Source organism: Streptomyces sp. NPDC025721 (assembly GCF_055558595.1).
This window is the reverse complement of the sequence record NZ_JBVHMF010000007.1, coordinates 101,807-128,780: the sequence shown is the minus strand read 5'-3', so window position 1 is coordinate 128,780 and position 26,974 is coordinate 101,807. Positions and strand designations below refer to the sequence as shown.

At 73.3% G+C, this 26,974-nt stretch carries 24 protein-coding genes; 6 read left to right on the top strand and 18 right to left on the bottom strand.

What is annotated here, in order from left to right; all coding sequences use genetic code 11:
• The first annotated feature begins 281 nt into the window (after window positions 1–281).
• From ACZ4EF_RS13010 to ACZ4EF_RS13000, 3 genes are read left to right on the top strand one after another with little or no spacing between them, the layout of a single operon-like run.
• On the top strand, window positions 282–1,613 hold the full coding sequence (locus ACZ4EF_RS13010; RefSeq protein WP_467504293.1) for an ABC transporter substrate-binding protein: 1,332 nt from the start codon (window positions 282–284) through the stop codon (window positions 1,611–1,613).
• Window positions 1,580–2,485, top strand: coding sequence for a carbohydrate ABC transporter permease (locus ACZ4EF_RS13005; protein ID WP_391118052.1), 906 nt, complete (start codon window positions 1,580–1,582; stop codon window positions 2,483–2,485). Before ACZ4EF_RS13010 ends, ACZ4EF_RS13005 begins: the two co-directional genes overlap by 34 nt.
• Window positions 2,482–3,378: a carbohydrate ABC transporter permease gene (locus tag ACZ4EF_RS13000; RefSeq protein ID WP_355341031.1), complete on the top strand. Its 897-nt coding sequence runs from the start codon at window positions 2,482–2,484 to the stop codon at window positions 3,376–3,378. The genes ACZ4EF_RS13005 and ACZ4EF_RS13000 overlap by 4 nt, the downstream gene beginning before the upstream one ends.
• A gap of 37 nt (window positions 3,379–3,415) precedes the next feature.
• Here the strand turns inward: ACZ4EF_RS13000 and ACZ4EF_RS12995 are convergent, their stop codons facing one another.
• Window positions 3,416–3,664, bottom strand: coding sequence for a substrate-binding domain-containing protein (locus ACZ4EF_RS12995; RefSeq protein ID WP_467504290.1), 249 nt, complete (start codon window positions 3,662–3,664; stop codon window positions 3,416–3,418).
• On the bottom strand, window positions 3,661–6,213 hold the full coding sequence (locus tag ACZ4EF_RS12990) for a glycoside hydrolase family 2 protein (protein WP_467504288.1): 2,553 nt from the start codon (window positions 6,211–6,213) through the stop codon (window positions 3,661–3,663). The genes ACZ4EF_RS12995 and ACZ4EF_RS12990 overlap by 4 nt, the downstream gene beginning before the upstream one ends.
• Before the next feature lie 338 nt (window positions 6,214–6,551).
• Here ACZ4EF_RS12990 and ACZ4EF_RS12985 point away from each other — a divergent pair, with 338 nt between their 5' ends.
• Entirely contained in the window at window positions 6,552–6,929 is a 378-nt protein-coding gene (locus tag ACZ4EF_RS12985) for a DUF1801 domain-containing protein (RefSeq protein WP_467504286.1), read from the top strand.
• A gap of 52 nt (window positions 6,930–6,981) precedes the next feature.
• Here the strand turns inward: ACZ4EF_RS12985 and ACZ4EF_RS12980 are convergent, their stop codons facing one another.
• The 6 genes from ACZ4EF_RS12980 to ACZ4EF_RS12955 all read right to left on the bottom strand — a co-directional run bounded on the left by ACZ4EF_RS12980 (window position 6,982) and on the right by ACZ4EF_RS12955 (window position 12,477).
• Complete coding sequence (locus ACZ4EF_RS12980) at window positions 6,982–7,671, bottom strand: hypothetical protein (RefSeq protein WP_467504284.1); 690 nt, start codon at window positions 7,669–7,671, stop codon at window positions 6,982–6,984.
• The gene (locus ACZ4EF_RS12975; protein ID WP_391161949.1) at window positions 7,668–9,029 is read right to left on the bottom strand and encodes a DUF58 domain-containing protein; all 1,362 of its coding nucleotides are present in this window, start codon (window positions 9,027–9,029) and stop codon (window positions 7,668–7,670) included. Before ACZ4EF_RS12975 ends, ACZ4EF_RS12980 begins: the two co-directional genes overlap by 4 nt.
• Entirely contained in the window at window positions 9,026–10,048 is a 1,023-nt protein-coding gene (locus tag ACZ4EF_RS12970; protein WP_467504282.1) for an AAA family ATPase, read from the bottom strand. The genes ACZ4EF_RS12975 and ACZ4EF_RS12970 overlap by 4 nt, the downstream gene beginning before the upstream one ends.
• Before the next feature lie 127 nt (window positions 10,049–10,175).
• Entirely contained in the window at window positions 10,176–10,694 is a 519-nt protein-coding gene (locus ACZ4EF_RS12965; RefSeq protein WP_391161952.1) for a hypothetical protein, read from the bottom strand.
• Window positions 10,691–11,698, bottom strand: coding sequence for a DUF4129 domain-containing protein (locus ACZ4EF_RS12960; RefSeq protein ID WP_467504280.1), 1,008 nt, complete (start codon window positions 11,696–11,698; stop codon window positions 10,691–10,693). Before ACZ4EF_RS12960 ends, ACZ4EF_RS12965 begins: the two co-directional genes overlap by 4 nt.
• A 113-nt stretch (window positions 11,699–11,811) precedes the next feature.
• Window positions 11,812–12,477 (bottom strand): hypothetical protein, encoded by a 666-nt coding sequence (locus ACZ4EF_RS12955; RefSeq protein WP_401853818.1) that lies wholly within the window; start codon window positions 12,475–12,477, stop codon window positions 11,812–11,814.
• A gap of 218 nt (window positions 12,478–12,695) precedes the next feature.
• On the opposite strand from ACZ4EF_RS12955, the gene glsA reads away from it, so the two are divergent.
• Together glsA and ACZ4EF_RS12945 are read left to right on the top strand one after the other, a co-directional pair.
• Complete coding sequence (gene glsA, locus ACZ4EF_RS12950; protein ID WP_401853821.1) at window positions 12,696–14,078, top strand: glutaminase A; 1,383 nt, start codon at window positions 12,696–12,698, stop codon at window positions 14,076–14,078.
• Window positions 14,079–14,139: 61 nt separating this feature from the next.
• The gene (locus ACZ4EF_RS12945) at window positions 14,140–15,234 is read left to right on the top strand and encodes a baeRF3 domain-containing protein (RefSeq protein WP_391045072.1); all 1,095 of its coding nucleotides are present in this window, start codon (window positions 14,140–14,142) and stop codon (window positions 15,232–15,234) included.
• Window positions 15,235–15,475: 241 nt separating this feature from the next.
• On the opposite strand, the gene tpg is transcribed toward ACZ4EF_RS12945, so the two are convergent.
• The 10 genes from tpg to ACZ4EF_RS12895 all read right to left on the bottom strand — a co-directional run bounded on the left by tpg (window position 15,476) and on the right by ACZ4EF_RS12895 (window position 26,740).
• Window positions 15,476–16,033, bottom strand: coding sequence for a telomere-protecting terminal protein Tpg (tpg, locus tag ACZ4EF_RS12940; RefSeq protein ID WP_355341067.1), 558 nt, complete (start codon window positions 16,031–16,033; stop codon window positions 15,476–15,478).
• Window positions 16,034–16,042: 9 nt separating this feature from the next.
• The gene (tap, locus tag ACZ4EF_RS12935) at window positions 16,043–18,208 is read right to left on the bottom strand and encodes a telomere-associated protein Tap (RefSeq protein WP_467504277.1); all 2,166 of its coding nucleotides are present in this window, start codon (window positions 18,206–18,208) and stop codon (window positions 16,043–16,045) included.
• A 93-nt stretch (window positions 18,209–18,301) separates the two neighbouring features.
• A complete protein-coding gene (locus ACZ4EF_RS12930) occupies window positions 18,302–19,210 on the bottom strand; it encodes a SecDF P1 head subdomain-containing protein (protein ID WP_391161957.1) in 909 nt (302 codons plus the stop codon).
• Window positions 19,211–19,237: 27 nt separating this feature from the next.
• Window positions 19,238–19,879, bottom strand: a complete 642-nt coding sequence (locus ACZ4EF_RS12925) for a DUF6629 family protein (RefSeq protein ID WP_355341076.1) — start codon at window positions 19,877–19,879, stop codon at window positions 19,238–19,240.
• Between the two features lie 305 nt (window positions 19,880–20,184).
• Entirely contained in the window at window positions 20,185–20,559 is a 375-nt protein-coding gene (locus tag ACZ4EF_RS12920; protein ID WP_391045086.1) for an acyl-CoA carboxylase subunit epsilon, read from the bottom strand.
• A 99-nt stretch (window positions 20,560–20,658) separates the two neighbouring features.
• On the bottom strand, window positions 20,659–22,230 hold the full coding sequence (locus tag ACZ4EF_RS12915) for an acyl-CoA carboxylase subunit beta (RefSeq protein ID WP_355341348.1): 1,572 nt from the start codon (window positions 22,228–22,230) through the stop codon (window positions 20,659–20,661).
• A gap of 35 nt (window positions 22,231–22,265) precedes the next feature.
• Window positions 22,266–23,111, bottom strand: a complete 846-nt coding sequence (locus ACZ4EF_RS12910) for a 4'-phosphopantetheinyl transferase family protein (protein WP_391161958.1) — start codon at window positions 23,109–23,111, stop codon at window positions 22,266–22,268.
• Between the two features lie 8 nt (window positions 23,112–23,119).
• Window positions 23,120–23,545: an acyl carrier protein gene (locus ACZ4EF_RS12905; RefSeq protein WP_355341083.1), complete on the bottom strand. Its 426-nt coding sequence runs from the start codon at window positions 23,543–23,545 to the stop codon at window positions 23,120–23,122.
• 259 nt (window positions 23,546–23,804) lie between these two features.
• A complete protein-coding gene (locus tag ACZ4EF_RS12900; protein WP_467504275.1) occupies window positions 23,805–25,241 on the bottom strand; it encodes an MFS transporter in 1,437 nt (478 codons plus the stop codon).
• Window positions 25,238–26,740 (bottom strand): FAD-dependent monooxygenase, encoded by a 1,503-nt coding sequence (locus ACZ4EF_RS12895; RefSeq protein WP_467504450.1) that lies wholly within the window; start codon window positions 26,738–26,740, stop codon window positions 25,238–25,240. The genes ACZ4EF_RS12900 and ACZ4EF_RS12895 overlap by 4 nt, the downstream gene beginning before the upstream one ends.
• Window positions 26,741–26,974: the final 234 nt, after the last annotated feature.

The following is a 26,974-nucleotide window of genomic DNA, read 5'->3' as shown; positions in this document are numbered from 1 at the left end:
CCGGCCTGCGATACCGGTAATCGGTCCCACCTCCTCGGCTGATCTCGGCTGATCTCCACTGCTGTGGCGGGTCCTGGCCCGCCGCTGACGGCATCGACCCTACCCCACGGCGCGCCGCGCCCGTCCCCCCGAACCCGCGCCTTCGGACGGCGGCGCGCTGAACCGCAATGTAACGGTTAAGCATCAGCGCTGAATCAGTCCCTTTACCGGCCCACAACCCAATGCAATAGTGCGGTCGTTCCGCCACTGAATCGCTTAAGTACCGCGCTGTGGAGACGGAGATGGTGCACATGAAGGGCAAGGCACTCGCCGGGTCGCTGCTGGCGACCATGGCGCTGCTCGCCGCGGGTTGCGGTGGCGGGGGCTCGACGTCCAAGGGCGGTACCGCCACCGTGCCCGCCGACCCGTCGGCGGTGTCGGGTGACATCAAGGTCCTCACCCAGCGGACCGACCTCGTGCAGGACGGCACGATGAAGAAGTACGCCGCCGAGTTCAGCAAGCTCTACCCGAAGGTGCGGGTGACCTTCGAGGGGATCACGGACTACGAGGGCGAGGTGAAGATCCGGATGAACACCTCGAACTACGGCGATGTGCTGATGATCCCGGCGGCCATCAAGACCGACGACTACCCGAAGTTCTTCGCCTCGCTGGGCAGCGCCGAGGAGTTGGGAAAGAAGTACACCTTCACCGGCAAGGCCACGGTCGGCGGCAAGGTCTACGGCATCGCGAACTTCGCGAACGCGGCGGGCTTCGTCTACAACAAGGCCGTCTGGCGGCAGGCCGGGGTCACCGACTGGCCGACCACTCCCGACGCCTTCCTCGCCGACCTCAAGGCCGTCAAGGCCAAGACCTCCGCGACGCCGTACTACACCAACTACAAGGACGGCTGGCCGCTGACCGCCTGGACCTCGGTGCAGGGCGCGGCCACCTGCGACGCCAAGGCGGCCGACGAGCCCGCCACCGACCCGGACCCCTGGCGCGCGGGCACCGACCTGAACGTCGGCGACACGCTGCTCTACACCATCGTGCACGACAAGCTCTCCGAGCAGGACCCGACCACCACCAACTGGGAGAACAGCAAGAATCTGCTGGCCACCGGCAAGATCGCCACCATGTGGCTGGGCTCGTGGTCCATCGTGCAGATGCAGGACGCGGCGAAGAAGGCCGGGCGCGACCCGTCCGAGATCGGCTACATGCCCTTCCCCTCCCAGAAGAACGGCACCTTCTGCACCCCGGTGGCGCCCGACTACCAGGAGGCGGTGAACGTCCACTCCAAGAACAAGGCGGCGGCCCGCGCCTGGATCGACTGGTTCACCGACAAGTCCGGCTACGTGCAGACCAATCAGGCCGTCCCTACGCTCAAGGGCGGACCGCTGCCGTCGGCCCTCAAGCCGTTCCAGGACGCCGGTGTGCGGTTCGTGGAGATGTCGCAGGCGCAGAGCGCCAAGGTCACCAGGATCGACAACCAGTCCGAGATCGGCATGACCGACAAGCCCGAGTACCGCCAGCACCTGATCGACGTGGCGCGCGGCGCCGCGGGTGGTGATCTCCCCGGCATCTTCGCCGGCCTCGCCAAGAAGTGGGCGAACGCGCAGAAGACCGCCGCCCTGTGACGCGCGCCCGGGTCTGGCGGACCGTGACGCCGTGGCTGTACCTGGCGGTGCCGCTCGCTCTGCTGATCACGTTCACCTACCTGCCGGTCGGCACCATGATCAGGGACAGCTTCACCGACTGGGACGGGGTCAGCCCCGACCGGAACTACGTCGGGGCCAAGAACTACGTGGAGCTGTTCACCAGACCCGAGCTGTTCCAGGTCTTCTTCGTCAGCGTCTACTACCTGGTGGCGTCGGTGGCGCAGATCGCGCTGGCGCTGTACTTCGCGACCGTGCTCAGCTTCGATCTGCGGTTCCGGAATCTCTTCAAGGGCCTGCTGTTCTTCCCCTACCTGCTCAACGGGGTCGCGATCGGCTTCGTCTTCCTGTACTTCTTCCAGCCGCACGGCACCCTCGACACCGTGCTGAGCGCCTTCGGGGTGCACGGGCACCACTTCTGGCTGGGCAGCGGGCGGACGGCGAACACCTCGCTGTCCGCGGTGTCGGTGTGGCGCTTCATGGGCCTGAACTTCGTGCTGTTCCTCGGCGCGATCCAGTCGATCCCCGGTGAGCTGTACGAGGCGTCGGAGCTGGACGGCGCCAACCGCTGGCAGCAGTTCCGGCACATCATCGCGCCGGGCATCAAACCGGTGCTGAGTCTGAGCGCGATCCTGGCGATCTCCGGCTCGCTGTCGGCGTTCGAGATCCCGTACATCATGACCGGCGGCGCGGCGGGCACTCAGACCTTCGTGATCCAGACGGTGAAGCTGGCCTTCGAGTTCAACAAGATGGGGCTGGCCTCGGCGGCGGCCGTCGCCCTGCTGGTGATCATCTTGCTGGTGACCTGGTTGCAGCGCGTCGTGGTGCCCGACGAGAGGAACGATCTCGTATGACCTCGCTGCTCGTCCGCGACACGGCGCAGGCTCCGCCGCCGGAGACCGTCGACCGGCCCGCGCGCACCCGCAGGGTGCTGGTCAGGGCGCTGGTGTACCTCTCGCTCGTGCTGGCCTCCGCGGTGGTGCTGCTGCCGCTGGTCGCGGTGTTCCTGACCTCGCTCAAGACGTCGCAGGAGATGACGGCGGACGGCGGGGCGCTGTCGCTGCCGCACAACTGGCTGAACTACCACAATTATGTGACGGCCTTCCGGGCCGGGAAGATGCTGCGCGCGTTCGGGAACACCGCCTTCATCCTGGTCTTCTCGATCGCGGGCACGGTGCTGATCGGCTCGATGGCGGCGTACGCGATCGACCGGTTCCACTTCCGGCTGCGGCGGCTGGTGATCGCGCTGTTCCTGATCGGCTCGCTGGTGCCGAGCGTGACGACACAGGTGGCGACCTTCAAGATCGTGAACAACTTCGGCATGTACGACAGCCGTTGGGCACCGATCGTGCTGTACATGGGCACGGACATCGTGTCGATCTACATCTTCCTCCAGTTCATCCGGAGCATTCCGGTCTCGCTGGACGAGGCGGCCAGGATCGACGGCGCGAACACCTTCACGATCTACTGGCGGATCATCCTGCCGCTGCTCAAACCGGCCATCGCCACGGTGGTGATCATCAAGGGGATCACGGTCTACAACGACTTCTACATCCCCTTCCTGTACATGCCGTCGGAGAGTCTGGGGACCATCTCGACGTCGCTGTTCCGCTTCAAGGGGCCCTACGGCGCGCATTGGGAGGACATCTCGGCGGGCGCGATCCTGGTGATCGTGCCGACGCTGGTGATCTTCCTGTTCCTCCAGCGGTTCATCTACAACGGATTCACCAGAGGCGCGACGAAGTAGGGACGCAGCGGGAGTGAAGCGGACCGGCGCTCGCCGGTCAGGTCGTACGGGCGGGCGGGGCGGTGCTCTCGCGCGGGGTCAGCACCGGGGTGGCCACCGGTCCCGTCGCGGGTGTGCCGCCCTTCAGCACGGTCAGCAGCCGCCGGGCCACCTCGGCGCCGAAGCCGAAGACGTCATGGCTCATCGCCGACAGCTTCGGCAGGGTGAGCTGGCACAGCTGCGAGTCGTCCCAGGCGACGTCCTTGATGGTGGGGCGGCGTCCCGGCTCCCCGGCCGGAGGGCTCACCGCTCGTCGCCCGGATCCGTGCGCTGGACCGCGGAGTTGACGCAATACAGCGCCGCGGCGGCGGCTCCGGGCTCCGGCCGGTCCCAGCCGCGTACGGTGATCGTGACGCGCTCGCCGGGCAGCAGGGTGACCAGGCCCCGGTCGGCGTGGGCCGCGGGGTCGAGCCGGTCGGCCTGGAGCAGCAGGTCGCGCAGGAGCGTCCGGGCGGTGACGGTCACTTCGGTGGCGCCGCCGTCGGAGGTGGCCAGCTCCAGGTCCCAGCGGGGCGCGGGGTAGGCGAAGTCCTTGTCCCTGGCCGGGAACCACAGGGCGCGGACGTCCTCGCCGCCGCCGGGTCCTTCGGCCTCGACGGTCAGCAGGTCCTTGGTGCTGTCGCCCGGCGGTACGAGGTCGCGCGGTACGGCGATCTCGGCGACCGTGCGGGCCGTCGCGGTGAACGGCAGCCGGGCTTCGGCGAGTACGGCGCCGTCCACCGCGACCCTGCGCAGGACCGCCGTGCCCGACCAGTCCCGCGCGCTCTGGTTGACCAGGGCCGCGACCAGGCCGTCGGCGCGCTCCTGGACGGTGAGCAGCCGGTCCGCGTAGAGCCGCTTCAGCTCGTGGTAAAGCGGCTTCTCGCGCTCGTCGCCGTCGATCGCGGCCCACGACGTCACCGGCCAGCAGTCGTTGAGCTGCCAGACGACGGTGCCCGCGCAGGCAGGCCAGTGCGAGCGCCAGTGCTCGATGCCGCACGCGATGGCGCGGACCTGGTTGACCTGCGTCAAGTAGTGCCAGGTGTCGAAGTCGGCGGGCGCCGGGAAGTGGTGTGCCAGGCCGCGGTCCAGCTTGCCGTTGCCGTCGGCGGCCTTCTGGTGGTGCAGCATGCCGGGCGAGTCCGGGGTGAGCGGGTCGTCGGTCAGCGCCCGGCGCAGCGTGGCGTACGCGGGCGGCGCCTGCCAGCCGAATTCGGCGACGAAGCGCGGCACGTCCTCCAGGTAGCCGGTCCAGTCCCGGCGGTTCCACACCTCCCAGGAGTGGGCGGTGCCGTGCGCCGGGTCGTTGGGGTGGTGGTTCCAGGAGCCGGACCAGGGGCTGCCCGCCCAGTAGGGCCGCGTGGGGTCGGTCTCGGCGACCACGCGGGGCAGCAGGCCCAGGTAGTAGCCCTCGCCCCAGGACGCGCCCGCCAGATCCTGCTCCCAGTCCCAGTCGCGGAAGCCCCACAGATTCTCGTTGTTGCCGTTCCACAGCACGAGGCTGGCGTGCGGGGCGAGCCGGGCCACGTTCTCCCGCGCCTCGGCCTCCACCTCCGAACGCAGCGGCTGCTCCTCGGAGTAGGCGGCGCAGGCGAACAGGAAGTCCTGCCAGACCAGCAGCCCGGCCTCGTCGCAGGCGTCGTAGAAGTCGTCGCTCTCGTAGATCCCGCCGCCCCAGACGCGGATCAGGTCGACGCCCGCGTCCTTGGCCTGCTGGAGCCTGCGGCGGTAGCGGTCGGGGGTGATCCGGGTCGGGAAGACGTCGTCCGGGATCCAGTTGACCCCGCGGGCGAATATCGGCTCGCCGTTGACCAGCAGGGTGAAGGGGGTGCCCTTCTCGTCGGGGGCGGTGTCGAGGGTGACGGTGCGGAAGCCGATACGGCGGTGCCAGTGGTCGAGCGCGACGCCGTCTTCGCCGTCGGTGCCCTCGGTCCCGGCGTCGACGAGGGTGACCTCGCAGTCGTACAGCGGCTGGGCGCCGTAGCCGTGCGGCCACCACAGCTCGGGGCCGGGCACCTCGGCGGTGACGGTGCACCGGTCGGCGCCCGCGGGCACGTCGGCCTCGACCCGCGTCTCCCCCACCCGCAGGCGGACGGCCAGCGGGCGGTTCAGGCCGGACGCGGTGCGCTCGATCTCCAGCCGGGCCTCGACCCGTCCGGTGCCGTCGGCCACCGTGACCAGCGGGGTGACGCCCGACAGCCGCGCGGTCGACCAGTGTTCGAGCCGCGCGGGCTTCCAGATCCCGGCGGTGACCAGCGTCGGACCCCAGTCCCAGCCGAAGGAGCAGGCCATCTTGCGGATGTACTGGAAGGGCTCGGGGTACGAGTTGGGCCGGTCGCCGACCAGCGCGCGGACCCGTTCCGCCTCGGTGTAGGCGGAGGTGAAGGCGACGGTCAGCGCGGTCTCGCCCGCCGGTCCGTACCGCTCGGTGACGTCGTACCGGTAACCGCGGTGCATGTTGCGCGTGGCGCCGAGGACGGTGTCACCGAGGCGGATCTCGGCCACCGTGTCCAGGCCGTCGAAGACCAGGTCGGTGCGCTCGTGCCCGGTGGCACGCGGCGGCAGCACCGTCTCGTACGTCCAGTCCGCGCGTCCCACCCACGCCGCCGCGGTCTCGTTCCGGTCCAGGAACGGGTCCTTCAGCAGCCCGGCGGCCATCAGGTCGGTGTGCACGCAGCCGGGTACCTGGGCGGGTACAGTGCCGCCCCCGAGCGCGGGGGCGGCGTCCGCTCCGGCTCCGGCTCCGCCTCCGGCTGCCGACCCGGACTCGGGAAGGCGCAGCCTCCAGCCGTCGGCGATCGGCGTGACGTCCTTCATCCCTGCTCCTTGCCTGCTGTTGCCTTGCCGCCGGGCGGTTTCCGGCCGGTTGTCGGCCCCGTGGCCCGCGGCGCCCAACCTAGCGACCCCGCCGACCGGCTGTCCATTAAACGGTAAAGCACCACAAGTGCTGATGGGAAGCGGGGTGTTCCCTTGATGTCAGGGGTTTTGCTGAACCGATACAGGGCCGCCCCGGAGCCGGCCCGGAGCCTGTCCGGGGCCGGTGCGGGACCCGGCGGGCCGTGGCGGTGAAAAAACCTCCGCCGGAGGCGATGAGTTTCGGACGCCGCGCCGGTCAACCCCGCACAAGCCGTATCCGATCCTCGGGAGTGATCCGCATGGCCACGTCCACCACCACCGTCACCGACTACCTCGCCGCCCTGGAGGAGCCGCTGCGCGAAGTCGGCACGAAGGCGCGGGAGATCATCGAGGCCGCGCTGCCGGACGCGCCCGGCGCCATGTGGCACGGCCACCCGGTGTGGAGCCTGGGCGGAGCGCCGGGCGTCGCACCGGTCTGCCTGCTCAAGGCGTACGGCTCCTATGTGACCTTCGGGCTCTGGCAGGGCCAGCAGGTCGAGGACGCCAGCGGGCGGCTGGAGCCGGGCGCGCGGGCCATGGCCTCGGTCAAGCTGCGCGCTCTGGACGACGTGGACACCGAACTGTTCACGCGGTGGCTCGCCCAGGCCCGCGCGCTGGCCGCGGCGGAGTCGGCCTGAGCGCGGGAGGCCGCGGCACGCGGCGAGGCCGCACCGCGCGAGGAGGCGGCGGTCAGCGCGGGCCGCGCCGGCCGCGCACGGCCAGGGCGACGCAGCCGACCGTCGCCGCCAGGGCCAGCGCGGCGGGCAGCCGTGCCCAGTCGGTACCGGCCACCGGCACCGTCGCGCAGACGAAGGTCAGGGCGACGGCCGCCGCCGCGGTCAGGGCGGGGGCCGGGCCGCGGGCGGCGCGCGGCGCGGTCGCGCCCCGCGTCCAGTCGTCGGTGATCAGCAGATACGCCAGGAAGAGGCCCGCGACGCAGGCGGCCAGCCAGGTCGGTGGTTCGGTGACCGCCGCGGCCACCACCGACCCCACGGCGAGGACGGTGGAGCGGCGGCGGGCGGCGATCTTCGCCCAGCGCATCGAATTGCGCACCGGCCGCTCGTCCACCATCGGCGCCGCCCACCAGGCGACCCCGGCCACCACGAGCAGCGCCACCTGTGCGCCGAGCGAGTGGCGTACGGCCTCCGGCGCGTCGCACGCCGCGAGCGCGAGCGCCACGGCCAGGCAGCGGGCGGGCAGTTGGGCGGGGAGCCGGATGCGGCGGGCCGCCCGGGCGAAGGCCGAAGGTACAGAAGGTGCCGAAGGCGCGTCGGCCGAGGGGGCCGGGGCCGCGGGCGTCAGGGCGGGAGCCGAAGGTGCCGCGGGCGTCAGGGGCGAGGGTGCCGGGGCCGCGCCCGGCCGCTCCGCCGTACCGCTCATCGCCTGCCTCCGTGGATACGTGTGCGCACCAGCGGCGCCAGGGCCAGATCGAGGGTCTCGCCGCGCTCGTGGGTGACCACCGCGATGCCGCGCTCCTTCAGCGCGAAGCGCGTCGCGTCCCGCTCGGACCGCCACAGCCGCAGGCCCAGCTCCGCGTTGACGTCGCCGGGTTCGATGTACGGGTCCGCGGTGGCGATCTCGATCACCACCAGGGCGAGGGCCCGCGCGGCCACGCGATGCAGCACGTCGAGGATCCGCTGGTCGGCCAGCGGCGTGAAGACGTACACGATCGCGCCTTCGGGCAGCGCGGGCGGCGGGAGGTTGCTCACGCCCTCGGTGCGGTAGGAGATGTCCTTGCGGACTTCGAGGACGCTCTCGACGATCCGGTAGAAGTAGCCGTCCCCGCTGCCCGGCTGGAGCCAGCGGGTCGTGCCGCCCACCGAGACGACGCCGACCCGGTCGTGGGTGCGCAGATAGGCGCGGACCAGTCCGGCCGCCGCGCGGAAGGTCTCGTCCAGCGAGGACGTGCCGGTGACCGGGTCGAGGACGTCACCGAGTCCGTCGAGCATGACGACGGTGTCGGCGGCGCGCTCCGCGGCGAACTGCTGGAGTTGCAGGGAGCCGCGGCGGGTCGTGGCGGGCCAGTTGATCCGCCGCTGCCGCTCGCCGCGGATGTACGGGTGCACGCCGGTGACCTCGACGCCCTCACCGCGCTGCGCCGCGGTGTGCTCGCCGAGCCGCTGCGGGAGGCGGACCGGGATGGGCGTCATCCCGGCGCGGGACGGCACGGGGAACACCCGCACCTCGCCGAGGTCCGCGCGGACCGTGCGGCGGGCGGTGCCGCCCGCGTCGTAGAGGTCGAGGTCGACGGTACCGAGCGTCCAGCGGCCCCAGCGCTCGGCGGTCAGCCGCAGTTCCACGCGCGAGCTGCCCACGGTGAGATGGTCGAGCCGCACACCGGGCCCCAGCGTGACGCCGGGGTCGAGCCGCCCGCGGTCGCCGTCGTACGCGACGGTGATCCTGGCGGTGACGGTCTCGTCCTCGAACAGCCGCCGCGGTTCGACGTCGACCGTGACGTCCATCCGCGCCGTGCGCGTGCCGTACGGGAGTGAGAGCGCGAGCAGCACCAGCGGGCCGGCGGCCAGCGCGAGCAGCCACGGCCGTCCGGTGAGCAGGGCGGCGGCGACGGCGACCGCGGTCACCGTGCCGTACCGCAGGGCGCGTTCGCCCGCGCGCCAGCCGGTCGGCGGCGGCGGCGGTGGCTCCGCGGGCACGGCCCGCCGCTCGCCGGGCGGAGGCTGCGCGCCGCCGAGCGCGCGGGCGACGGCCGCGTGGGGGTCGGTGTGGGGGTCGGTCATGACGCGACGGCGTCACGGGCCGCCAGCGGCAGGGTCTGCGGGGCGGGTACGGACTGCACGATCTCCCGGATCACGTCGTCGGCGTTGATCTGCCGGACCCACAGCTCGGGGCGGAGCGTGACGCGGTGGGCGAGCGCCGGGACCGCCACCCACTTCACGTCCTCGGGGGTGACGTCGTCCCGGCCGTCGAGCACGGCGCGGGCGCGGGCGAGTTGGACCAGCGCGAGGCCGCCGCGCGGTGACGCGCCGACCTGGATGTGCGCGTGGTCGCGGGTCGCGCCGACCAGCGCCACGATGTACTCCAGCAGGTCGTCCTCGACCTCGACCCGCTCCACCGCCGCGCGCATCGCGAGCACTTCCGACGGCCCGCTGAGGGTGCGCAGCTTCGCCTCGGGCGCGGCCCTGTCGATCCTGGACCGCAGCATGTCGGTCTCCTGCGGCGCCGACAGATAGCCCATCCGCACCCGCAGCAGGAACCGGTCGAGCTGCGCCTCGGGGAGCGTGTACGTGCCCTCGTACTCGATGGGGTTGGCGGTCGCGATCACCACGAACGGGTCGGGCAGTTCGCGGGTGCTGCCGTCGATCGACACCTGCGACTCGGCCATCGCCTCCAGCAGGGCGGCCTGGGTCTTGGGCGGGGTGCGGTTGATCTCGTCGGCGAGCAGCAGGTGCGTGAAGACGGGGCCGGGCCTGAAGACCATCTCGCCGCTGTGCTGGTCGTAGAAGGGCGCGCCGGTGACGTCGGAGGGCAGCAGGTCGGGGGTGAACTGGATGCGGCGGAACTCCAGTCCGAGGGTGGTGGCGAAGGATCTGGCCAGCAGCGTCTTGCCGAGTCCCGGCAGGTCCTCGATGAGGACGTGGCCGCCCGCGAGCACGCCGAGCATGACCAGCTCCAGCGGTTCCGGCTTGCCGACCACGGCGGTGCGGATCTCGGCGAGCACCTCGGCGGCCCTCTCACCCGCCCGCCGCGGGCTCAGGGCGTCGGCGTCGTGGTCGGATATGCGCTCGGAGCTGGTCACTGCGGTCCTCACCTTGCCTGGTCGTGGAGCGTCGTGAAACGGGGTACGGGGGCGGGGCGGCGCACGGCGCACGCGCGGAATGCGGGCACGGGGCGGCGCACGGCGCACGCGCGGAATGCGGGCGCGGTCACAGCGTCTCCAGCCGGTCGAGCAGCGCCCGCAGTACGGCTTCGGGAATCGCCGGCTGCGGCGGGCCGGTCGTCGGGTCGATCCACGGCCACAGGTCGGGACCGACGATCGCGCGGGCCCGGTCGGGGCTCTTGCGCAGCAGCACCCCGTGCCGCTCGGCGAGCCGGGCCGCGAAGAGCCGCTGCAACTGCGGGCGGAGCGTGGAGTGGAAGTGCAGGGCGCCTTCGGGGCCGAGCGCCTTGCGGACGACCCGCGGCCATTCGCCGAGCGCCGGGGCGCGACCGCCGAGCAGCCGTACGGACTTGCGGTATCCGCTGTCCTGCGCGCCCGCGCCGCCGACGTACCGGGCGATACCCAGCGCGACGACGGTGATCAGGGCGAGGCCGGTGGCCGCGGCGACGAGGCCGTCGGTGAGCGCGAGCAGCACTTCGGCGGCGACGACGAGGCAGCCAAGCAGGGTCAGCGAGTGGCGTACGGAGCCGGGCGGGCCCGCCGCCCGCCGGAGGCGTTCTTTCACTGTGCGGCCTCCGCGGCTGCTTCGGTGGTCCGCTCCCCGGGACCGCCGCCGTCGCCCGACGCGGCCTCGCCCGGGGCGAGTTGGGCGGCGATCTCGGTGAGTGCCCGCGCGGCGCGGTCCCGGTGGCCGTCGTCCATGGGGTGGGTGGAGTATCGCGCCTCACGGAAGAGCGCGGTGAGCGCCGCCGCGCTCGGGCCGGCCAACCGGCCTGCCGTGACGGCCCGTTCGAGCAGGTCCTGCGGGCTGTCGGAGGCGCGGCGGGCGATGCCGGAGGCGGCGAGGGACCGTTCCATGGCGGCGTAGCAGGCGATGACGGCGGCGCGCGCGTCGGCGGCGTCCCGCAGCGCCCGGCGCCCGGACTCCACGGCCTCGGCGAGCAGTTCGTCCTCGTCGTCGGCCTGGTCGTACCCGGGGCCGTCCTGCCGCTCCGCCTCACCCGACCGCAGATAGCGCCAGAGCAGCACGGCGGCGAGGACGACGGCCAGCACCAGCAGTCCGATGCCGATGCCGATCAGGACGTGCGTCAGCCAGGAGGGGAAGCCGTGGTTGTCCTGGTGCCTCTTGAGCGGACGCGGCGGTGTGGGGGCGCTGGGGGTCGGCGCGGTGGCGTCTCGCCATTTGCGGTCCTTGCCGCCGCCCGACGTACGGCCGGACGCGTGGAACCGGTGCATGACGAAGATCAGCAGCGGGACGACGAAGGCGGCGCCCAGCAGTGCGGCGCGGACCACGTCCGCGAGCCGCTGCCGCAGTGGGTCGGACTCGGCGTCGTCACCGACCTGGAGCACATAGCGGTTGTGGAGCATCAGCGCGCCGATGAACCACGCGAGGCCGAGCGCCACCACGAACACATTGCCGCCGAGCGGTCCACCGCCCTTGCCGAACGCCTTGCCCTCGGGCCGCAGCACCAGGGCGCTGAGCGCCAGACCCGCGATCACCAGGACGCCGAGCGCCGCCCGTGCCCCGGCGCTCGTCCGCGGCCCTCCCCCGTTCCCCGCCCGTCCCACCGCCACCTCCCCTTGTCGCGGAAGGCAGCTTCGCACACGAGTCCAGGGCTGTCAGCAGGCCCCCCGCCGGGGCGGACGCACTGACGGAGGGCGGGAGCGGGCCGGGGCGTCCTTCAGTAGCGCTGGGCCTGGGCCACGCGCGGGAAGAGCGTCTTGTCGGCGTCCTTCGTGCTGAAGGCGACCGGCTGGGCGTGCTTGCCGGGCTCGACGTCGCGGGCGCCGACGACCGTGGAGTCCACGACGGCGCCGTCGGAGTCGGCGAATTCGACCTTGACGGCGAAGGACGCCTTCGTGTCGGTGGTGTTGGTGATGCTGACCAGGACGGCGTTGAGGCCGCCGGTCCTGGCCTTGGGGAAGCCGGTGAGCTGGACGTCCTTGACGGCGTTGCCCTGCCCGTCGACCTTGGCCAGCTCCGACTTCGCCTCGGCGGCGGCGCTGCCCGCGCCCGCTTCCACCGACGCCTCGAAGCTGGAGGCGGCGGCCTTCGCGGAGGACTGCGCGGCGGAAGCGGTCTGCTGGGCGGCGGAGGCGAGGGAGTCCAGCGGGGAGGGCAGGGTGCCGGAGAAGTTCCCGGTGCTGGGCGGGGCGCCGGGCGTCGTCGCTCCGGTCGAGCTGTTGCCGGAGGAGTTGTCGCAGGCCGACACCAGCGCCAGGCCGCCGGCCGCCATGGCCACCAGCGCCGCCGCGGTCAGTGAGCGCAGGCGGCGCGAGCGGGCCGTACGGGCCCGTCCGTCACCGGTTTCTCCTGCGCGGGTCCCCTCGGTACGACGTCGGCTCACGGGCTTCCCCTCCGGATTCTGCGCTGGTCACCGGTCGGGCACACGCTCCGGCCGCCCCTCCACCGTGCGGGGTGCCCCGGCGGCGCGCAGCGTGCGCGGTGCCGTACGGGTGACGCGCCGGGCCCGGCGGTGGGGTGTCCGCACCGGCCCTGCGAGGGGGTGCCCGCCGCGGGCCTTGCGCGTTTGCGGGGTCGGCGGGGCGGGCCGAGCATGAGGCCATGACCGATCCGGTGGCGTTCGACGTGGTCAGCGAGGGCTTGGCCGAGGTGCACCGGCGGCTGCTGCCGCTGCGGGACGGCGAGGTGGCGTCGTACATCCCGCAGCTCGCGCTGGCCGACCCGGACGACTTCGGCATCGCGCTGGTGAGCATGGGCGGCCACCGTTACGAGGCGGGCAGGTCACGTACCGAGTTCACCGTGCAGTCGGTGTCCAAGCCGTTCGTGCACGCGCTGGCCCTGTCCGAGCTGGGCCTCGACGAGATGACCCGCTGGGTGGGCAACGAGCCGAGCGGCGACGCCTTCAACGCGATCAGCCTGGAGCACGGCACCGGCCGCCCCGCCAACCCCATGATCAACGCGGGGGCCATCGCGACGACCAATCTCGTACCGGCCGCCTCGCCGGGCGAACGGTCCGCGCGCATCCTCGACGCGCTGAGCGCCTTCGCCGGGCGGCGGCTCACCGTGGACGAGGACGTCTACCGCTCGGAGGCGGCCACCGGCGACCGCAACCGGGCGCTGGCGTATCTCATGCACGCGGCCGGTTCGCTGCGCACCGATCCGGTGGAGGCGGCCGAGGTGTACTTCCGGCAGTGCTCGGTGCTGGTGAACACCGTCGATCTGGCCGTGATGGCGGGGACGCTCGCCAACGGCGGGGTCAATCCGGTGACGCGCGAGCGGGTGGTGGCCGAGCAGGTGGCCGTCGAGGTGCTGTCGGTGATGGCGACCTGCGGGATGTACGACGCGGCCGGTGACTGGCTGGTGCGGGTGGGGCTGCCCGCCAAGAGCGGGGTGTCCGGCGGCCTCGCGGCGGCCAGCCCGGCCCGGTTCGGCATCGCCTGCTACAGCCCGCCGCTGGACCGTACCGGCAGTACGATCCGCGGGGTGGTCGCGCTGCGGGAGCTGTCGCGGCGGTTCGGCATGCATCTGATGCACCACCCGGTGCCGGGCGCGGACACCGTGACGCGGGTCGGCACGGGCGGCAGCGGCGGTACGGGGACCCGGGTCTCCTCCGGGCGGGAGCGGGTGACGGCCGACCGCGACCTGCTGGACCGGGACGGCGACCGGGTGGTGCTGGTGGCCGCGCGCGGCGAGGTGGACTTCCCCGCGGCGGAGCGGCTGCTGCACGCCCTGGCGAGCGCCGTGCCGCTGGTGCCCGGCTGGGTGGTGGTCGACATGGAGCGCGTGACGCACGTCAATCAGGTGGCCGGGCTGATGCTCGGCAACGCCTTCGAGCGGATCTCGGCGGCGGGGCACCAGGTCGCCCTGGTCGGCGCGCCGGACCAGCACTGGGGCGGTGTCGCGGTACGGCACGACAGCGTGGAGGACGCGCTGGCGTGGGCGGAGGACGCACTGCTGTACGAGCTGCGGCCACTGCCCCAGTGAGATATCCATAAAGAGACAAAGGGATTTCATGTCCGGGGGGACTTCGCCGGAAGGGCCTGCCATGCACTCGCCTCTCAGCCCCGCCACCCTCGCCGACCTGCGCCGTCCGCGCCACTACCCCGCCGTCTCCGTGCTGATGCCGACGCACCGCCGGGAGCCGGACAACGCGCAGGACGCCGTACGCCTGCGCAATCTCATCGCGCGGGCCAAGGACGAGGTGGAGTCCGACCCCGAGGTGTCCAGGGCCGACCGGATCGATGTGGTCGAGCAGCTGGACAAGGCGCTGTCCGAGGTGGACCTGGTGCACGCCGAGGACGGTCTGGCGATCTTCGCGGCGCCCGGTGAGCACCAGGTGTGGTCGCTGGACCGCTCGGTACCGGAGCGGGTGCTGCTCGCGCAGACGTTCCTGACCCGTAATCTCATCGCCGCGCAGGCGGCCGACCAGCCGTACTGGGTGCTGGCGGTCTCCGCCGACCACGCCACTTTGTGGGGCGGCGGCCGGGAGCGGCTGACCGAGCACACCGCGAGCGGTTTCCCGAAGACACGGTCGCTGCCCGACACCGACATCGAGCGCGAGGAGCGCATCGGGGACCGGCCCAGCACCTTCAACGACGAGGAGACCCGCCGCTATCTGCGCGAGGTCGCCGACGCCGTCGGTACGGTGCTCACGGCCGAGCCGCGGCCCCTCTACGTCGTCGCGGAGGCCGAGGCCCTCGCCGTCCTGGACGAGGTCAGCCCCGATGCCAAGGAGGCCGTCCGGGTCCTCCAGGGCGGTCTGTCCAAGGGCCCCGCCGAAGCCGTCCGGCAGGCCGTGCTGCCCGCCGTCCGCGAGCGCGCCGACCAGGACGTCTCCGATGTCCTCGCGGAACTCGACGCCGCCCGTGGCCGCCGTACCTTCGCCGCGGGTGTGGACGAGGTCTGGCAGTCCGTCGTCGAGGGCCGCGCCGCCGTCGTCGTCATCGAGGACGACTACCGCACCACCGTCCGCGACGACGCCGACCACCTCGTCCCCGCCACGCCAGAAACCCCGGGCGCCCGTGAGGACATCGTCGACGAGATCGCCGAACAGGCCCTCGACACCGGTGCCCGCGTGCACTTCGTCCCCGACGCGATGCTCAACGGCTCCCACCACATCGCGGCCGTGCTGCGCTACTGACGGCCCGCACGGCCTTTCTCCGCCTCGGGCCTCGCCTCATACGCGGTCTCGTGCCCGGTCTCTTGCGCGTCGGGCCCCGCCTCTTGCCCGCTCCCCCAGCTCCGGCAGCCGCCGCGCGTCGTGGTGCGGGAACCGCACGGCGGCGCCGCGCTCGCGCGCCTTGGCCACCGCGGCGCGCAGCGCGGTGTCCGCCAGGTCGGCGTCACCGTGTGCGTGCGGTCCGCCCGTACGAGCGCCTCCGTCAGAAGTCGATTTCCACGTAGTCGATGTCGGTGAACTCGACCAGCAGCCCGTCCGCGCGGCGGCCGCTGTCCTTGAAGTAGACCTCCTGGAGGCCCTCGGCGGCGATGGCCTGGAGCTGCTGTTCGGTGGCGCCGGAGGACTGGGCTTCGAAGAGCCGGGCGGCGTAGGCGGGCGGGAGGTGCTGGGTGATCCGGCGCATGCGGCCGTCGTCGGTGGAGCCGGGGGCGGCGGTGAAGCCGAAGCGGGCGCGGGTCTCGATGACGAGGCCGTCGGAGGTGGCGGCGCGGCGCTGGGCGCGCTGTTTGACACGGGGCTGCCAGTCCTGCCGGACGGCGGCGGCGAGGCGGTCGGCGAGTTCGCGCCGCGGCCGCTTGAGCGTGCCCTTCAGGTAGCGCTCGACGGTGCGCTGGGTGACGCCGAGGCGCTGGGCGACGGCGCGGGTGGAGCCCTTGGCGTATTTGACCAGGAAGCGCATCTGGGCCTGCGCGGACTTGGGGATCGGCCGGGTCTGGGTGTTGGCCGTCGCCTTGTCGAGGCTGTCGCCGATGATGCCCACGCTGTGGTCCTACTCTCCGTCGACGGCGGCGTCGGTGCCCTTGATGTGGCGGGCCGGGTTGTGGCCCTGGTCGAGGAGTTCGACCGCCCACATCAGGTCCTGGGTGCCTTCGTGCTTGACCATGCCGGGACTGACGCCGAGCCGGAATCCGCCGGGCAGCGGCTTGCCCTCCGGCGCGCGCGGCAGGAAGTCCAGCGGCGAGGGGCCGTCCGAGGCGTAGACGGCGCAGTCGGACAGCACGGCGAGCGGGTAGAGCCCGACGGCGGCGAACTTCCGCATTTTGCGGTGCATGTTGACCCGCGCGGAGGAGATCACGGCCGCGCGGATGTCGGGCCGCCAGGTGGGGCGGTCCAGCGCGGACCACCGCTCCCCCGGCCGGTAGCCCGCGCCCTGCGGGCGCTCGCGGAGCTTGCCGATGCCGCCCTTGACGGTCGCCTTGACGGCGGACAGCACGGCGGCCAGGCCCGGATCGGTGTCCTTGTGGACGGCCATCGCGGCCAGGAAGTCCGCCTCGTCCATCCCCGCGGTGACGCCGAGCTGCCCCATCGTGGCGAGGTAGGCGTCCCGCAGCCGGGTGTACCAGGCGTCCAGATACGCGCCGGTCTCCGGCCGTACGTACGCCTCGACGGGCTTGACGTCGTGGCCGAGTTCGACGGCGTAGGCGACGGTCGGGGTGGCGTACCAGGCGGGTCCCTCGGGGCGGGTGCCCTGGGGGGTGAAGGGGCTCGGCAGCCGGGGGTCGAGTTCGATGCCGGAGAGGTCGACGAGCCAGCAGCCGGGCAGCGCCTTGTCGAAGCCGGGGGCGGTGCGGTGGACGGGGGCGCCGAGGCCGACGGTGAGGCGGTTCGCGGCGGCGGCGAAGGCCATGTTGACGTCGATGCCGACCGCGTACGGCCTGGCGCACTCGTCGTCGCCGAGGAGCTGCGGGTCGCGGATCCAGTCGTACGCCTCCTCGTCCAGCACCTGGTCCGGTGTGCGCCGGTGGCCGCGCGGATGGAGCCGGGCCGCCACGGGGTGCTCGTCGGGGGCCTCGGGCGGCGCGGGGTCGACGGCGGCGCCGAGCGCGCCGGCCACCTGCCCCGACACCCACGCGCCGCTCGCCTCGTCCCGTACGGCCCTGGTCGGCGGGCGCAGGCTCGTCATCAGTTCGAGGCCGCAGACGGCGGTCGAGCCGCGCGGGGTGATCACGCGGGTGGCGTACGTGCCGAGGACGCGGGCCACTTCGGCGGGCGGCGCCTGGTCCACGTTCCCCCACGACCGGCTGTCCAGCGCGCCCCAGGGCAGGATCGCGAGCTGTACGCACTGGCGCTGTCCGGCCTGCGCGGGCCGGTAGACGCGTGCCCAGGGGCCGAAGCCGCGCCGGGTGAGCTGCCAGCCCGCGCGGGCGACACGGCGTACGGCCTCGTGGTCCTCGGGCAGCCGCAGCCCGCGCCGGTCGGCCAGTTCCGCGGGGAGGCCGAAGCGCGTGGTGGCGGACTCGGTGAGGACGACCAGCGGGTCGGCGTCCTTGCCCGAGCGGTGCAGCCGGGCCGCGCCGAGGCGTGCGTCGGTGAGGGCCCACTGCACGAGCGACGGAATGTCGTCCGCCGGGCATTCCAGGACGAGGCCGCCGACGCAGTACGCGCTGCCGTCGCCGTCCACGACGGCCAGCGGTCCGTTGGCGAACCGCGGATCGGCACCGGGCTCGGGGGCACGGACGGAGGCGGGGGCCTGGGGGCGGCGGGAGGGGGCGGGGCGGCGCGGCGGCGGGGCGGGCTGGCGCGCGGGGGCGGCTGCTGGTTCGGGTGCGGGGTCAACGGAGGCCGCGGAACGGGGAGTTGGCGGCGCCACCACGGCGACCGGCGCGGGCTCCGGTACGGGCACAGGTACGGACACAGGTTGCGGGGCCGGCTCAGGAGCCGCGGCGACCGGCGGCGCCGGATGCAGCGCCGCGAGACCGTCCAGCAGCCGTACGTACGCCGCCCGCTTCGGCGACCTCGGCTCGGCGCGGCCGGACTCCCACGCGGTGACCGTCTCGCGCCGCACCTTGAGCGTCTTCGCGATCTGGTCCTGGCTGATCCCGGCCGCCTCACGCAGCCGCTTGCGCTCGGCGGGTTCCGGCAGCGAGTCCTGCGCGGCCACTTGTTCGAGCAGCGCGTCGACCGAAGCGAACAGCTCGCCCTGCTCATTCGACAACCGGACCACCTCCGGCCGTCACCCTAGCCAAACACACACCCGAACACACGCCGGACACACAGTGTCCGGCGATCATGCCGACGCGGCGACCGGCTACGGCTGCCGCGTCACCCCGCTCACCGTGAGCCGTACCGGCAGCGCGCCGCTGCCGATCAGAGCGGCCAGGTCCTCCGCGCGCTGCCGGTCCAAGTCGCCGAAGATCTGCGCCGCGCCGTCGGTGATGGCCTGCTGGACGGCCGGTGCGGACAGCAGGTCGTCGTCGAGCAGGATCGCGAACTGATTGGCGGGCGGCGTCTCCTGGGCCAGCGCCGCGGTGACCGTGCCGAATGTCTTCGCGCCCCGCTCGGTGAAGTTCAGATTCACCATCCACTGGCCGGAGTTCGGCTCGTACGCGGACTTGGCGCTCTTGACGTCCTCGCCGTCGAGCGCGACCGGGCCGAGCAGGTACTTCTGGCCGGTCTTGGCGTCGCAGGCCGGGGTCGGCTCCTCGGGCCTGGACAGCGGGGGCGTGCCGGTGACCGGGCAGGTGAGGGCGTCGAAGCGCTGCCGAATCTCGGCGGACCCCTCCGCGTGATCGCCCTTGACCGCCCGGAAGGCCAGCTCGGCGGTCGCCGCCAACTGCCGCAGCCGGTCGCCGCTGTCGCCGGGCGCGTCGGCGGTGATGACGTTGCCGCGCTGTTCGATACGGGTGCCGGTCAGTCCGAAGGCGGCGGCGCGTTCCTTGAGCCGACGCACCGTCTCCTGGAGTTGGTCCGCGCTCATCGCCGAGGCGGCGGTGTACGTGGCGACGGTGCGGCCCGAGGCGGTCGACTCCGACGGCTTCACACCGCTGTCGGGGTCGACCGCGTCGGGATCGACGGCGCCGGGGCCGGAAGGGCCGGAACGGGCGGCGCCGGGCGAGCCGGGGGACGGCGAGCCCGACGAGCAGGCGGCGAGAGCCGGGCCGAGCGTGATCAGGACGACGGTGAGGGCGACCGTGGAAACCGTACGGTGAGGACGCATCCGCCCAGTCTGACGTGTGATCAGCCGCTACGACAGTACGGGCGCGGTCGGCGCCGGCCCCGTCGACGGCCGCCGCACCCACAGCAGGAGGACGACGGAGACGACGGCGGCGAAGGCGCACCAGGTGGAGACGAATTCGGTCCGCCACACCGCCGCGCAGACCGCGGCCCCCACCCCGGTGAGGACGCCGAGCAGCCGCAGCATCCGGTCCGCGCTGAGCAGCAGGGAGCCGACGGTGGCCACCAGATATCCGGCGATGACCAGCGGTACGGCGGGCACGTCCACCGCGTAGCCGACGGTGTGGCCGCGGATGTCGGCGACGGGCGCCCGGTCGATCAGGCAGGCGACGAGCACGACGGCGGTGGCGAGTCCGGCCAGCACCGGTACGGCCAGCCGCAGCCGCCCGCCCGGCGGCGCGGCGGTCAGCACGGCGAGCGGCACATAGGCGGCCAGCAGCGGCAGCGCGATGATCGCCCACGCGAGGGTGGCGGGCCCGGTGCCGCCGCCCCGGTGCCAGACCGCGGCCTCGATGAGCTGATGGGCGCCGAGCACCAGCGGCAGCGCCGCCAGCGGCAGGTCCCGGGCCCGGCGTACGCGCGCGACGCAGGTCACGCCCAGGGCGCAGATCACCGAGCCCGCCGCCAGATCGGCCGTGGCGCTCCAGCACATGAGGTCCCCTCGCGTCGTGCGGTCCGATGATCCGTTGTACGTCCCCGTCACGCTACGACGCCTGCCCTCTTCCGGCCGCGGGACCCCGCCGCGCGGCCGGGGGAAATCACCTCCGGCGGGAATCGCGGGTGAGACGACGAAAAACGGCCCCACGCGCCGAAGCGCGTGGGGCCGTTGACGGTGCTCGGTGCTCGGTGCTCAGTGCTCGGTGCTCGGTGCTCGGTGCTCGGTGCTCGGTGCTCGGTGTTCAGTGCTCAGTGCTCAGAGCGTCGGGCGCTCAGGTACTCCTACGGGACCGCCCGCGCTCAACTCGCGAGCAGATCCCGGGTCCCGGCGGTCCAGGCGCGCGGGCCGGTGAAGCCGTGCGCGCGCCAGCGGGCGGCGCCCCGGCGGCGGGCGGCCGTCGCGTGGTCGGCGTCGGCCGCCGCGCGAACGGTGGCGGCGCGGGCGAGCAGCACGGCGGTGACCGCGGCGATCTCCTCGGGTGTCGCGGTGCCGCGCTCGACACGTACCAGCGTCGTCGGCGCCGGAGCCGCCTCGGGTGCGGCGAGCGGCACCACGGCGGGCGCGGCGTTGATCGTCTCCAGCGCGGGCGGTCCCGGCTGCGCCGGGATGGTCAGCGTGCCGACCCGCACCAGGTGCGGTGCGGCGGGGGTGGGAGCGGTGATGGCGGCGGGCATGGGCGGTGTCCCCTTCGGTCTCGGAACTGCCGGACGGAATGCACGAGTTGCGGGCGGCTGCGCTGACGCACCGTCAAGGGCTGTGCGGAGTACGGCGGGCTACTGCGGCGGGTTGCCGTGCTTGCGGCGCGGCAGGTCCGCGTCCTTCGTCCGCAGCATGGACAGCGACCGGATCAGCACCGACCGCGTGTCGCGCGGGTCGATGACGTCGTCCACCAGGCCGCGTTCGGCCGCGTAGTAGGGGTGCACGAGTTCCCTGCGGTACTCCTCGATCTTCTGGATCCGCATCGCCTCGGGGTCCTCGGCTGCGGCGATCTCGCGGCGGAAGACGACGTTGGCCGCGCCCTCCGCGCCCATGACGGCGATCTCGTTGCTGGGCCAGGCCAGCGCGATGTCGGCGCCGATCGACTGCGAGTCCATGACGATGTACGCGCCGCCGTACGCCTTGCGCAGCACCACCGAGATCCGCGGCACCGACGCGTTGCAGTAGGCGTAGAGCAGTTTGGCGCCGCGCCGGATGATGCCGTCGTGTTCCTGGTCGACGCCGGGCAGGAAGCCGGGGACGTCGACCAGGGTGACGATCGGGATGTTGAAGGCGTCGCAGAACTGCACGAAGCGCGCGGCCTTCTCCGACGCCTTGATGTCCAGCACCCCGGCCATCGCCGACGGCTGGTTGGCGACGATGCCGACGGTCTGCCCGTCGAGCCGGGCCAGCGCGCAGACGATGTTGGGCGCCCAGGCGGCGTGCACCTCCATCGAGTCGCCGTCGTCGACCAGTTCCTCGATGACGTCCCTGATGTCGTAGCTGCGGTTGCCGTCGGTCGGCACGATCTCCAGCAGCGCGTCGCCCGGCCGGTCCACCGGGTCCTGTCCGGGGCTGGCCGGGGGCAGTTCGCGGTTGTTGGACGGCAGCAGCGACAGCAGGTAGCGGACCTCGGCGAGGCAGGTGTGCACGTCGTCGTAGGCGAAGTGGGCGACACCGGAGACGCTGGCGTGCACGTCGGCGCCGCCGAGCGCGTCCTGGGTCACCTCCTCGCCGGTGACGGCCTGCACGACGTCGGGCCCGGTGATGAACATCTGCGAGATGCCGCGGACGGCGAAGATGAAGTCGGTCAGGGCCGGGGAGTACGCGGCGCCCCCGGCGCACGGGCCGAGCATCACGCTGATCTGCGGGATCACGCCCGACGCCTTGGTGTTGCGCTGGAAGATGCCGCCGTAACCGGCGAGCGCGGAGACGCCTTCCTGGATACGGGCGCCCGCGCCGTCGTTGAGCGAGACCAGCGGGGCGCCAGCCGCGATGGCCATGTCCATGATCTTGTGGATCTTCTCGGCGTGCGCCTCGCCGAGCGCGCCGCCGAACATCCGGAAGTCGTGGGCGTAGACGAAGACCGTCCGGCCCTCGACCGTGCCCCAGCCGGTGACCACGCCGTCGGTGTGCGGGCGCTTGCCCTCCAGGCCGAAGCCGCTGGCCCGGTGCCGCCGCAGCGCCTCGACCTCGGTGAAGCTGCCCTTGTCCAGGAGCAGGTCGATCCGCTCCCTCGCGGTCAGCTTGCCCTTGGCGTGCTGGCGTTCTGTCGCCGTGGGGTCGGGGCCCTGCCGGGCCAGCTCCTTGAGGTCGCTCAGTTCCTGCAACCGGTCGGGGACCTCGGCGGGAGACTCCGCGTTGGGCATGGCGCTCCACCCTCCCTTGCTCGGGTTCATGTCGATCACTCCTGTGGCCGCCGGACGGCGGCCTGCGGCACGCGGTGCACCCGCGTGCGGGAATCGGCGATCAGCTCCGTGGCGTCCTCGGCGTGGAGGCAGTCGGCGGTCAGTGTGCGGACGACGGTGCGGTAGTGGTGCGGGGTGCGGACGGCCGCCGCCGTGGCGTGGCCCGGCGGTCCCGGCACGTCGGTGACGGACCATCCGGACGGGCGGTGCGGGCCGCCGCGGCGGCCCGCCGCGGTCCCGAGGTAGTCGGCGGCCAGGTCGCGGCGCAGACCGGTGCCGAGGCCCTTGAGATACGCCTCCTTGCGGGTCCACAGCCGGGCGAAGGCCGCGGGCCTCCTGCGGCCGGGCACAGCGGCCAACTCCGCCTGTTCCGCGGGGTGGAGGTCGGGCAGGCACAGCCGTACGGCGTTGGCCGGCGGCACCCGCTGCACGTCCACGCCGACGGTGGCGCCCGCGAGGGCGACGACCGCGACCTGGTGGCTGTGCGACAGCGAGAAGTGCGGCCAGTCGGGTACGGGACCGCGCGGGCGGTCGAGCAGCACCGGGCGGCCGTGCGGGCCGCCGCAGCAGGGACAGCGGTCCCGGCCGAGCCGCAGCGCCCGCGGCGGGAGGCCGGTGTAGGCCGACAGCAGGCGGCGCAGGGCGACGTGGGCGGAGAGGTAGCGCACCCGGTCGCCCGTACGCAGCAGGCCCGCGGCGCGCTCGCGTTCGTCGTCGTCCAGTTCCCCGACCGGCAGCGGCGCCGGGTCGGTGTGCGTCCAGGGCCGGGGCAGCACCCAGATGTGCAGGTCGCCCGGCGCGACGGTCAGAGCCGGTGCGGTGGCGGCCCCCGTACGGTCCACCGCGCCGCTCACCGCGCGGTGCGCGCCGCTGCGGTGAGCCGCGGCCTCTCCGCCGGGGTGTCGAAGACGGCCCCGGCGACGGCGCCGACCGGGGCGGTCTGCGGGACGCTCTGCGGTACGGGGGTCACCAGCCCGGCCAGCAGCGCCGCCACCTCGGTGACCGAGTCGTCCCGCAGCAGGTCCGCGGCGGGGACGTCGACGCCCAGCGCCGAGACGAGCCTGCGGCGCAGCGCCAGCGCGGTGATCGAGTCGACGCCCTGACTGCGCAGCGACCGGTCGGTGCTGATCCGGTGGGCCGGGGGCACATGAAGATACGGCTCCAACTGACGGCAGATGTAACGCTCGATGATCCTGGTCCGCACGTCGATGCCCGCGGCACGCAGGACGTGCGGGTCGGGAAGCCCCCTCAGGTGCAGGGGGACCGTCTGTTCCATCACGGCATACCGCCTTCCATCGGTAGTGCACGGACCGGCGCCGCCGTTGCGCTGTGGCGCGGCGGTTCACCGGCAGGTTCGAGAACGTGCCGCGCGGACGGCTCCGCGGGGCACGGGTCGCTCCGCGCGGTGGCGGAGCGTCGGCCCGCGGGGGTCGTCCGGGACCGGGCCCGCGGCCCTCGTGGGGACGGGCGCGGTACGGACGGGGCGCGTACGGGCGGGGGTTCGGGGGCCTCGGGGCACCGTGCGCGCGCCGGCGTCACGCGCCGGTCGTCGGGACGGCCGGGGTCTCGGGCGACCGGCTGCCGGTCTCCCGCGCGCGCCGGGCCTCCCGATCACCGTCGCCCTCGCGCTCCGCCCGGTCCCCGTCGTCCGCCCGGTCCCCGCCGTCCGCCCGGTCGCCGTCGTCCCCTCGGCCCGGACGGGGCCGGTCAAGCAGCATGGCGACCGCCGCCGCGGCCAGCGAGACGATGCCACCCGCGTAGAGTCCGGATCTGGCGCCCCAGTGCTCGGTGAGCCAGCCGACCGCCAGCGCGCCCAGCGGGGTGGTCCCCTGGAGGATGAGCGCGTAGATGGCCAGCACCCGCCCGCTGAACGCGGGGTCGGCGCCGAGCTGGATGCGGTGGTTGGCCGCCTGGGCGAAGTAGAGCGTGGTGAAGCCGGTGACCGCGAGCAGCAGCAGCTCGCTCAGGTAGTTCGGCGCCCAGCCCGCCGCGGTCTCGGCCGCGCCGAAGGCCAGCGCGGAGCCGGTCACCAGCCGTCCGCTCGGCCGGGTCGTACGCGAGGTGGTGACCAGCGCCGCCAGCAGTGATCCGGCCGCCAGCGCCGTGGTGAGCAGTCCGAAGGAGGCCGCGGAGGTGTGGAAGACCGTCTTGGCCACCAGCGGCAGCGTGAGCTGGAAGTTGAACCCGGCCAGGCCGATGACGGCGACCAGGGCGAGCGGCAGCAGCAGGTCGGGGCGGCTCGCGGTGTAGCGCAGGCCGTCGATCACGCGGGCGCGGGCTGCGCCCGGCGGCCCGCGGTGCAGTTCGGCGGGCCGCATCATCCGCAGCGCGACGACCGTGGCCAGATAGCTGACGGCGTTGAGCAGGACGACGGGTCCGGTGCCGAGCCAGCCGACGAGCAGGCCGCCGAAGGCGGGCCCCGCCACCCGGGCGACGTTGAAGTACGCCGCGCTCAACGCCGAGGCGTTGGGCAGCAGTTCGGGGCCGACCATCTCGCGCACGAACGACATGCGGGTGGGGATCTCCACGGCGCTCGCGGTGCCGAGGCCGAGGGCGAACAGATACAGATGCCACAGCCGCAGCGTCCCGGTGAGCATCAGGGGCGCGAGCAGGGCGGCGAGCACACCGCAGACCAGGTTGGCGGCGACGAGCAGCGCGCGCTTGTCGTGGCGGTCGGCGAGCCGCCCGCCGTACAGCGCGAGGAGCAGGACCGGGGTGAACTGAAGGGCCGTCACCAGGCCGAGCGCGGTGGGTGAGTTGTCGGTGAGCGAGAGGACCGCCCAGTCCTGCGCGACCACCATCATCCAGGTGCCGGCCGCCGAGACGACCTGGCCGAGCGCGAAGAGCCGGAAGTTGCGGACGGCCAGCGACCGGAAGGGCCCGCCCGCGGACCGCCGTGCCCCGCCCTTCGGTTGGCGGAGGGCGCCGGCCCTCGAACGGTCGGCGCCCTCCGGTCGGAGGCTGGAACTCACGCGCCCGTCTCGGGCGCGCCGAACCACCGCTGGAGCGCCTCGGCCAGGCCGTCCTCACCGCCCGTCGAGACCCAGGCGACATGTCCGTCGGGCCGGAGCAGGACCGCGGTGGCCCCCGCCAACTCCCGTGCGGACAGCCCCTCGGGTTCGGCGACCGTGCCGCTGACGGTCAGGACGCGGCTCTTCCAGGGCGCGGCGACCGCGCGCACGGCCGCCGCGTCGGCGAGGTCGACGAGCACGCCCTGCGCGGTGTGCAGCAGCTCCGTGGTGTCGGTGCCGCCGCCGTCGGTGTCGACCTTCAGCGGGGTCAACCGGCGTCCGGTCAGCGGGTGGTCGTCGTCCTTCGCGCCGAAGTCGTAGCGGATGTCGAGGCCGCTGACGGTGCCCGCGAGGTGCCGCTTGACCTCGTCGTACTCGATCAGCTCGGCGAACATCTCGCGGATCGGGTCCATTTCGGGACCGCCGACGTAGACCATGCCCTGGGTGGCGGTGTTCATCATCAGCCGCTCACCGACCCGGTGCCGCTCGGCGTGGTAGGTGTCGAGCAGACCCTCGGGCGCCCAGCCGGTGACGACCGCGGCCAGCTTCCAGCCGAGGTTGGCCGCGTCCTGCACGCCGGTGCTCAGGCCCTGGCCGCCCGCGGGCAGGTGGATGTGGGCGGCGTCGCCCGCCAACAGCACGCGCCCGCGCCGGTATTCGGTGACCAGCCGGTTGGCGTCGGTGAACGAGCCGACCCAGTCGGCGGTACCGGCGCTGATGTCCTCGCCCGTGATCCGCTGCCAGGCACCTGCCACTTCGGCGAAGGTCGGCTCCTCGGTGCGGTCCGGCGGCGGGGTGCCGTTCTCGACCACGATGACCCGGTCGACGTTCTCGCCCAGCGGCGCGGCCATGATCATGCCGCCGGGCAGCCGCTCGCCGAGGAATCGCGGGCGCAGCCCGCAGCCGACCACGTCGGCGAGGTACATGCCGCGGGTCGGGTCGGTGCCGGGGAAGTCGAAGCCGACGGCCTTGCGGACCGCGCTCTTTCCGCCGTCGCAGCCGACCAGGTACGAGGCGCGCAGGTGGCGTACGCCGTCCGCGGTCCCCGCGGTGAGGGTCACCGCCCCTTCCCCGTCGGCGACTTCGAGGAATTCCCAGCCGCGGCGGATGTCGGCGCCCAGGCCCACGGCCCACGCCTCCAGCACGGACTCGGTGAGCGACTGCGGGATGCCGCGGGCGCCGAAGTGCGCGCCCTCCAGCACCGTGTAGTCGAAGACCAGGCCGCCGAAGTGGCCGACCGGGGAGATCTCCAGGGTGCCGTCGGGGCCGCCGAAGGCGGGCAGCAGCCCGCGCTGGTCGAACACCTCCATGGCGCGGGCGGTGAAGCCCAGGCCGCGCGACTGCCCGGTGGGTCCGTCCAGGCGTTCCACGACGATCACCCGGGCGCCGCCCAGCAGCAGTTCACCGGCGAGCATCAGCCCGGTGGGCCCCGCCCCCACGATGATCACATCGGTGTCCAGGGCAGCGGCTCCGCCCGCGTCCGTGCTGTCCCTCTCGTGCACCTTCTCGTCCACCTTCTCGTCCACGTCTGACTCCTGTCTGAAAGGAAGTTGCCTCCGGCGAACGGGGCCACGGGCAGGGACGCGGGGGGGGGGGGGGCGGGGGGGGGGGGGGGGGGGGGGGGGGGGGGGGGGGGGGGGGGTGGGGGGGGGGGGGGGGGGGGGGATGGGGGGGGGGGGGGGGGGGGAGAGAAA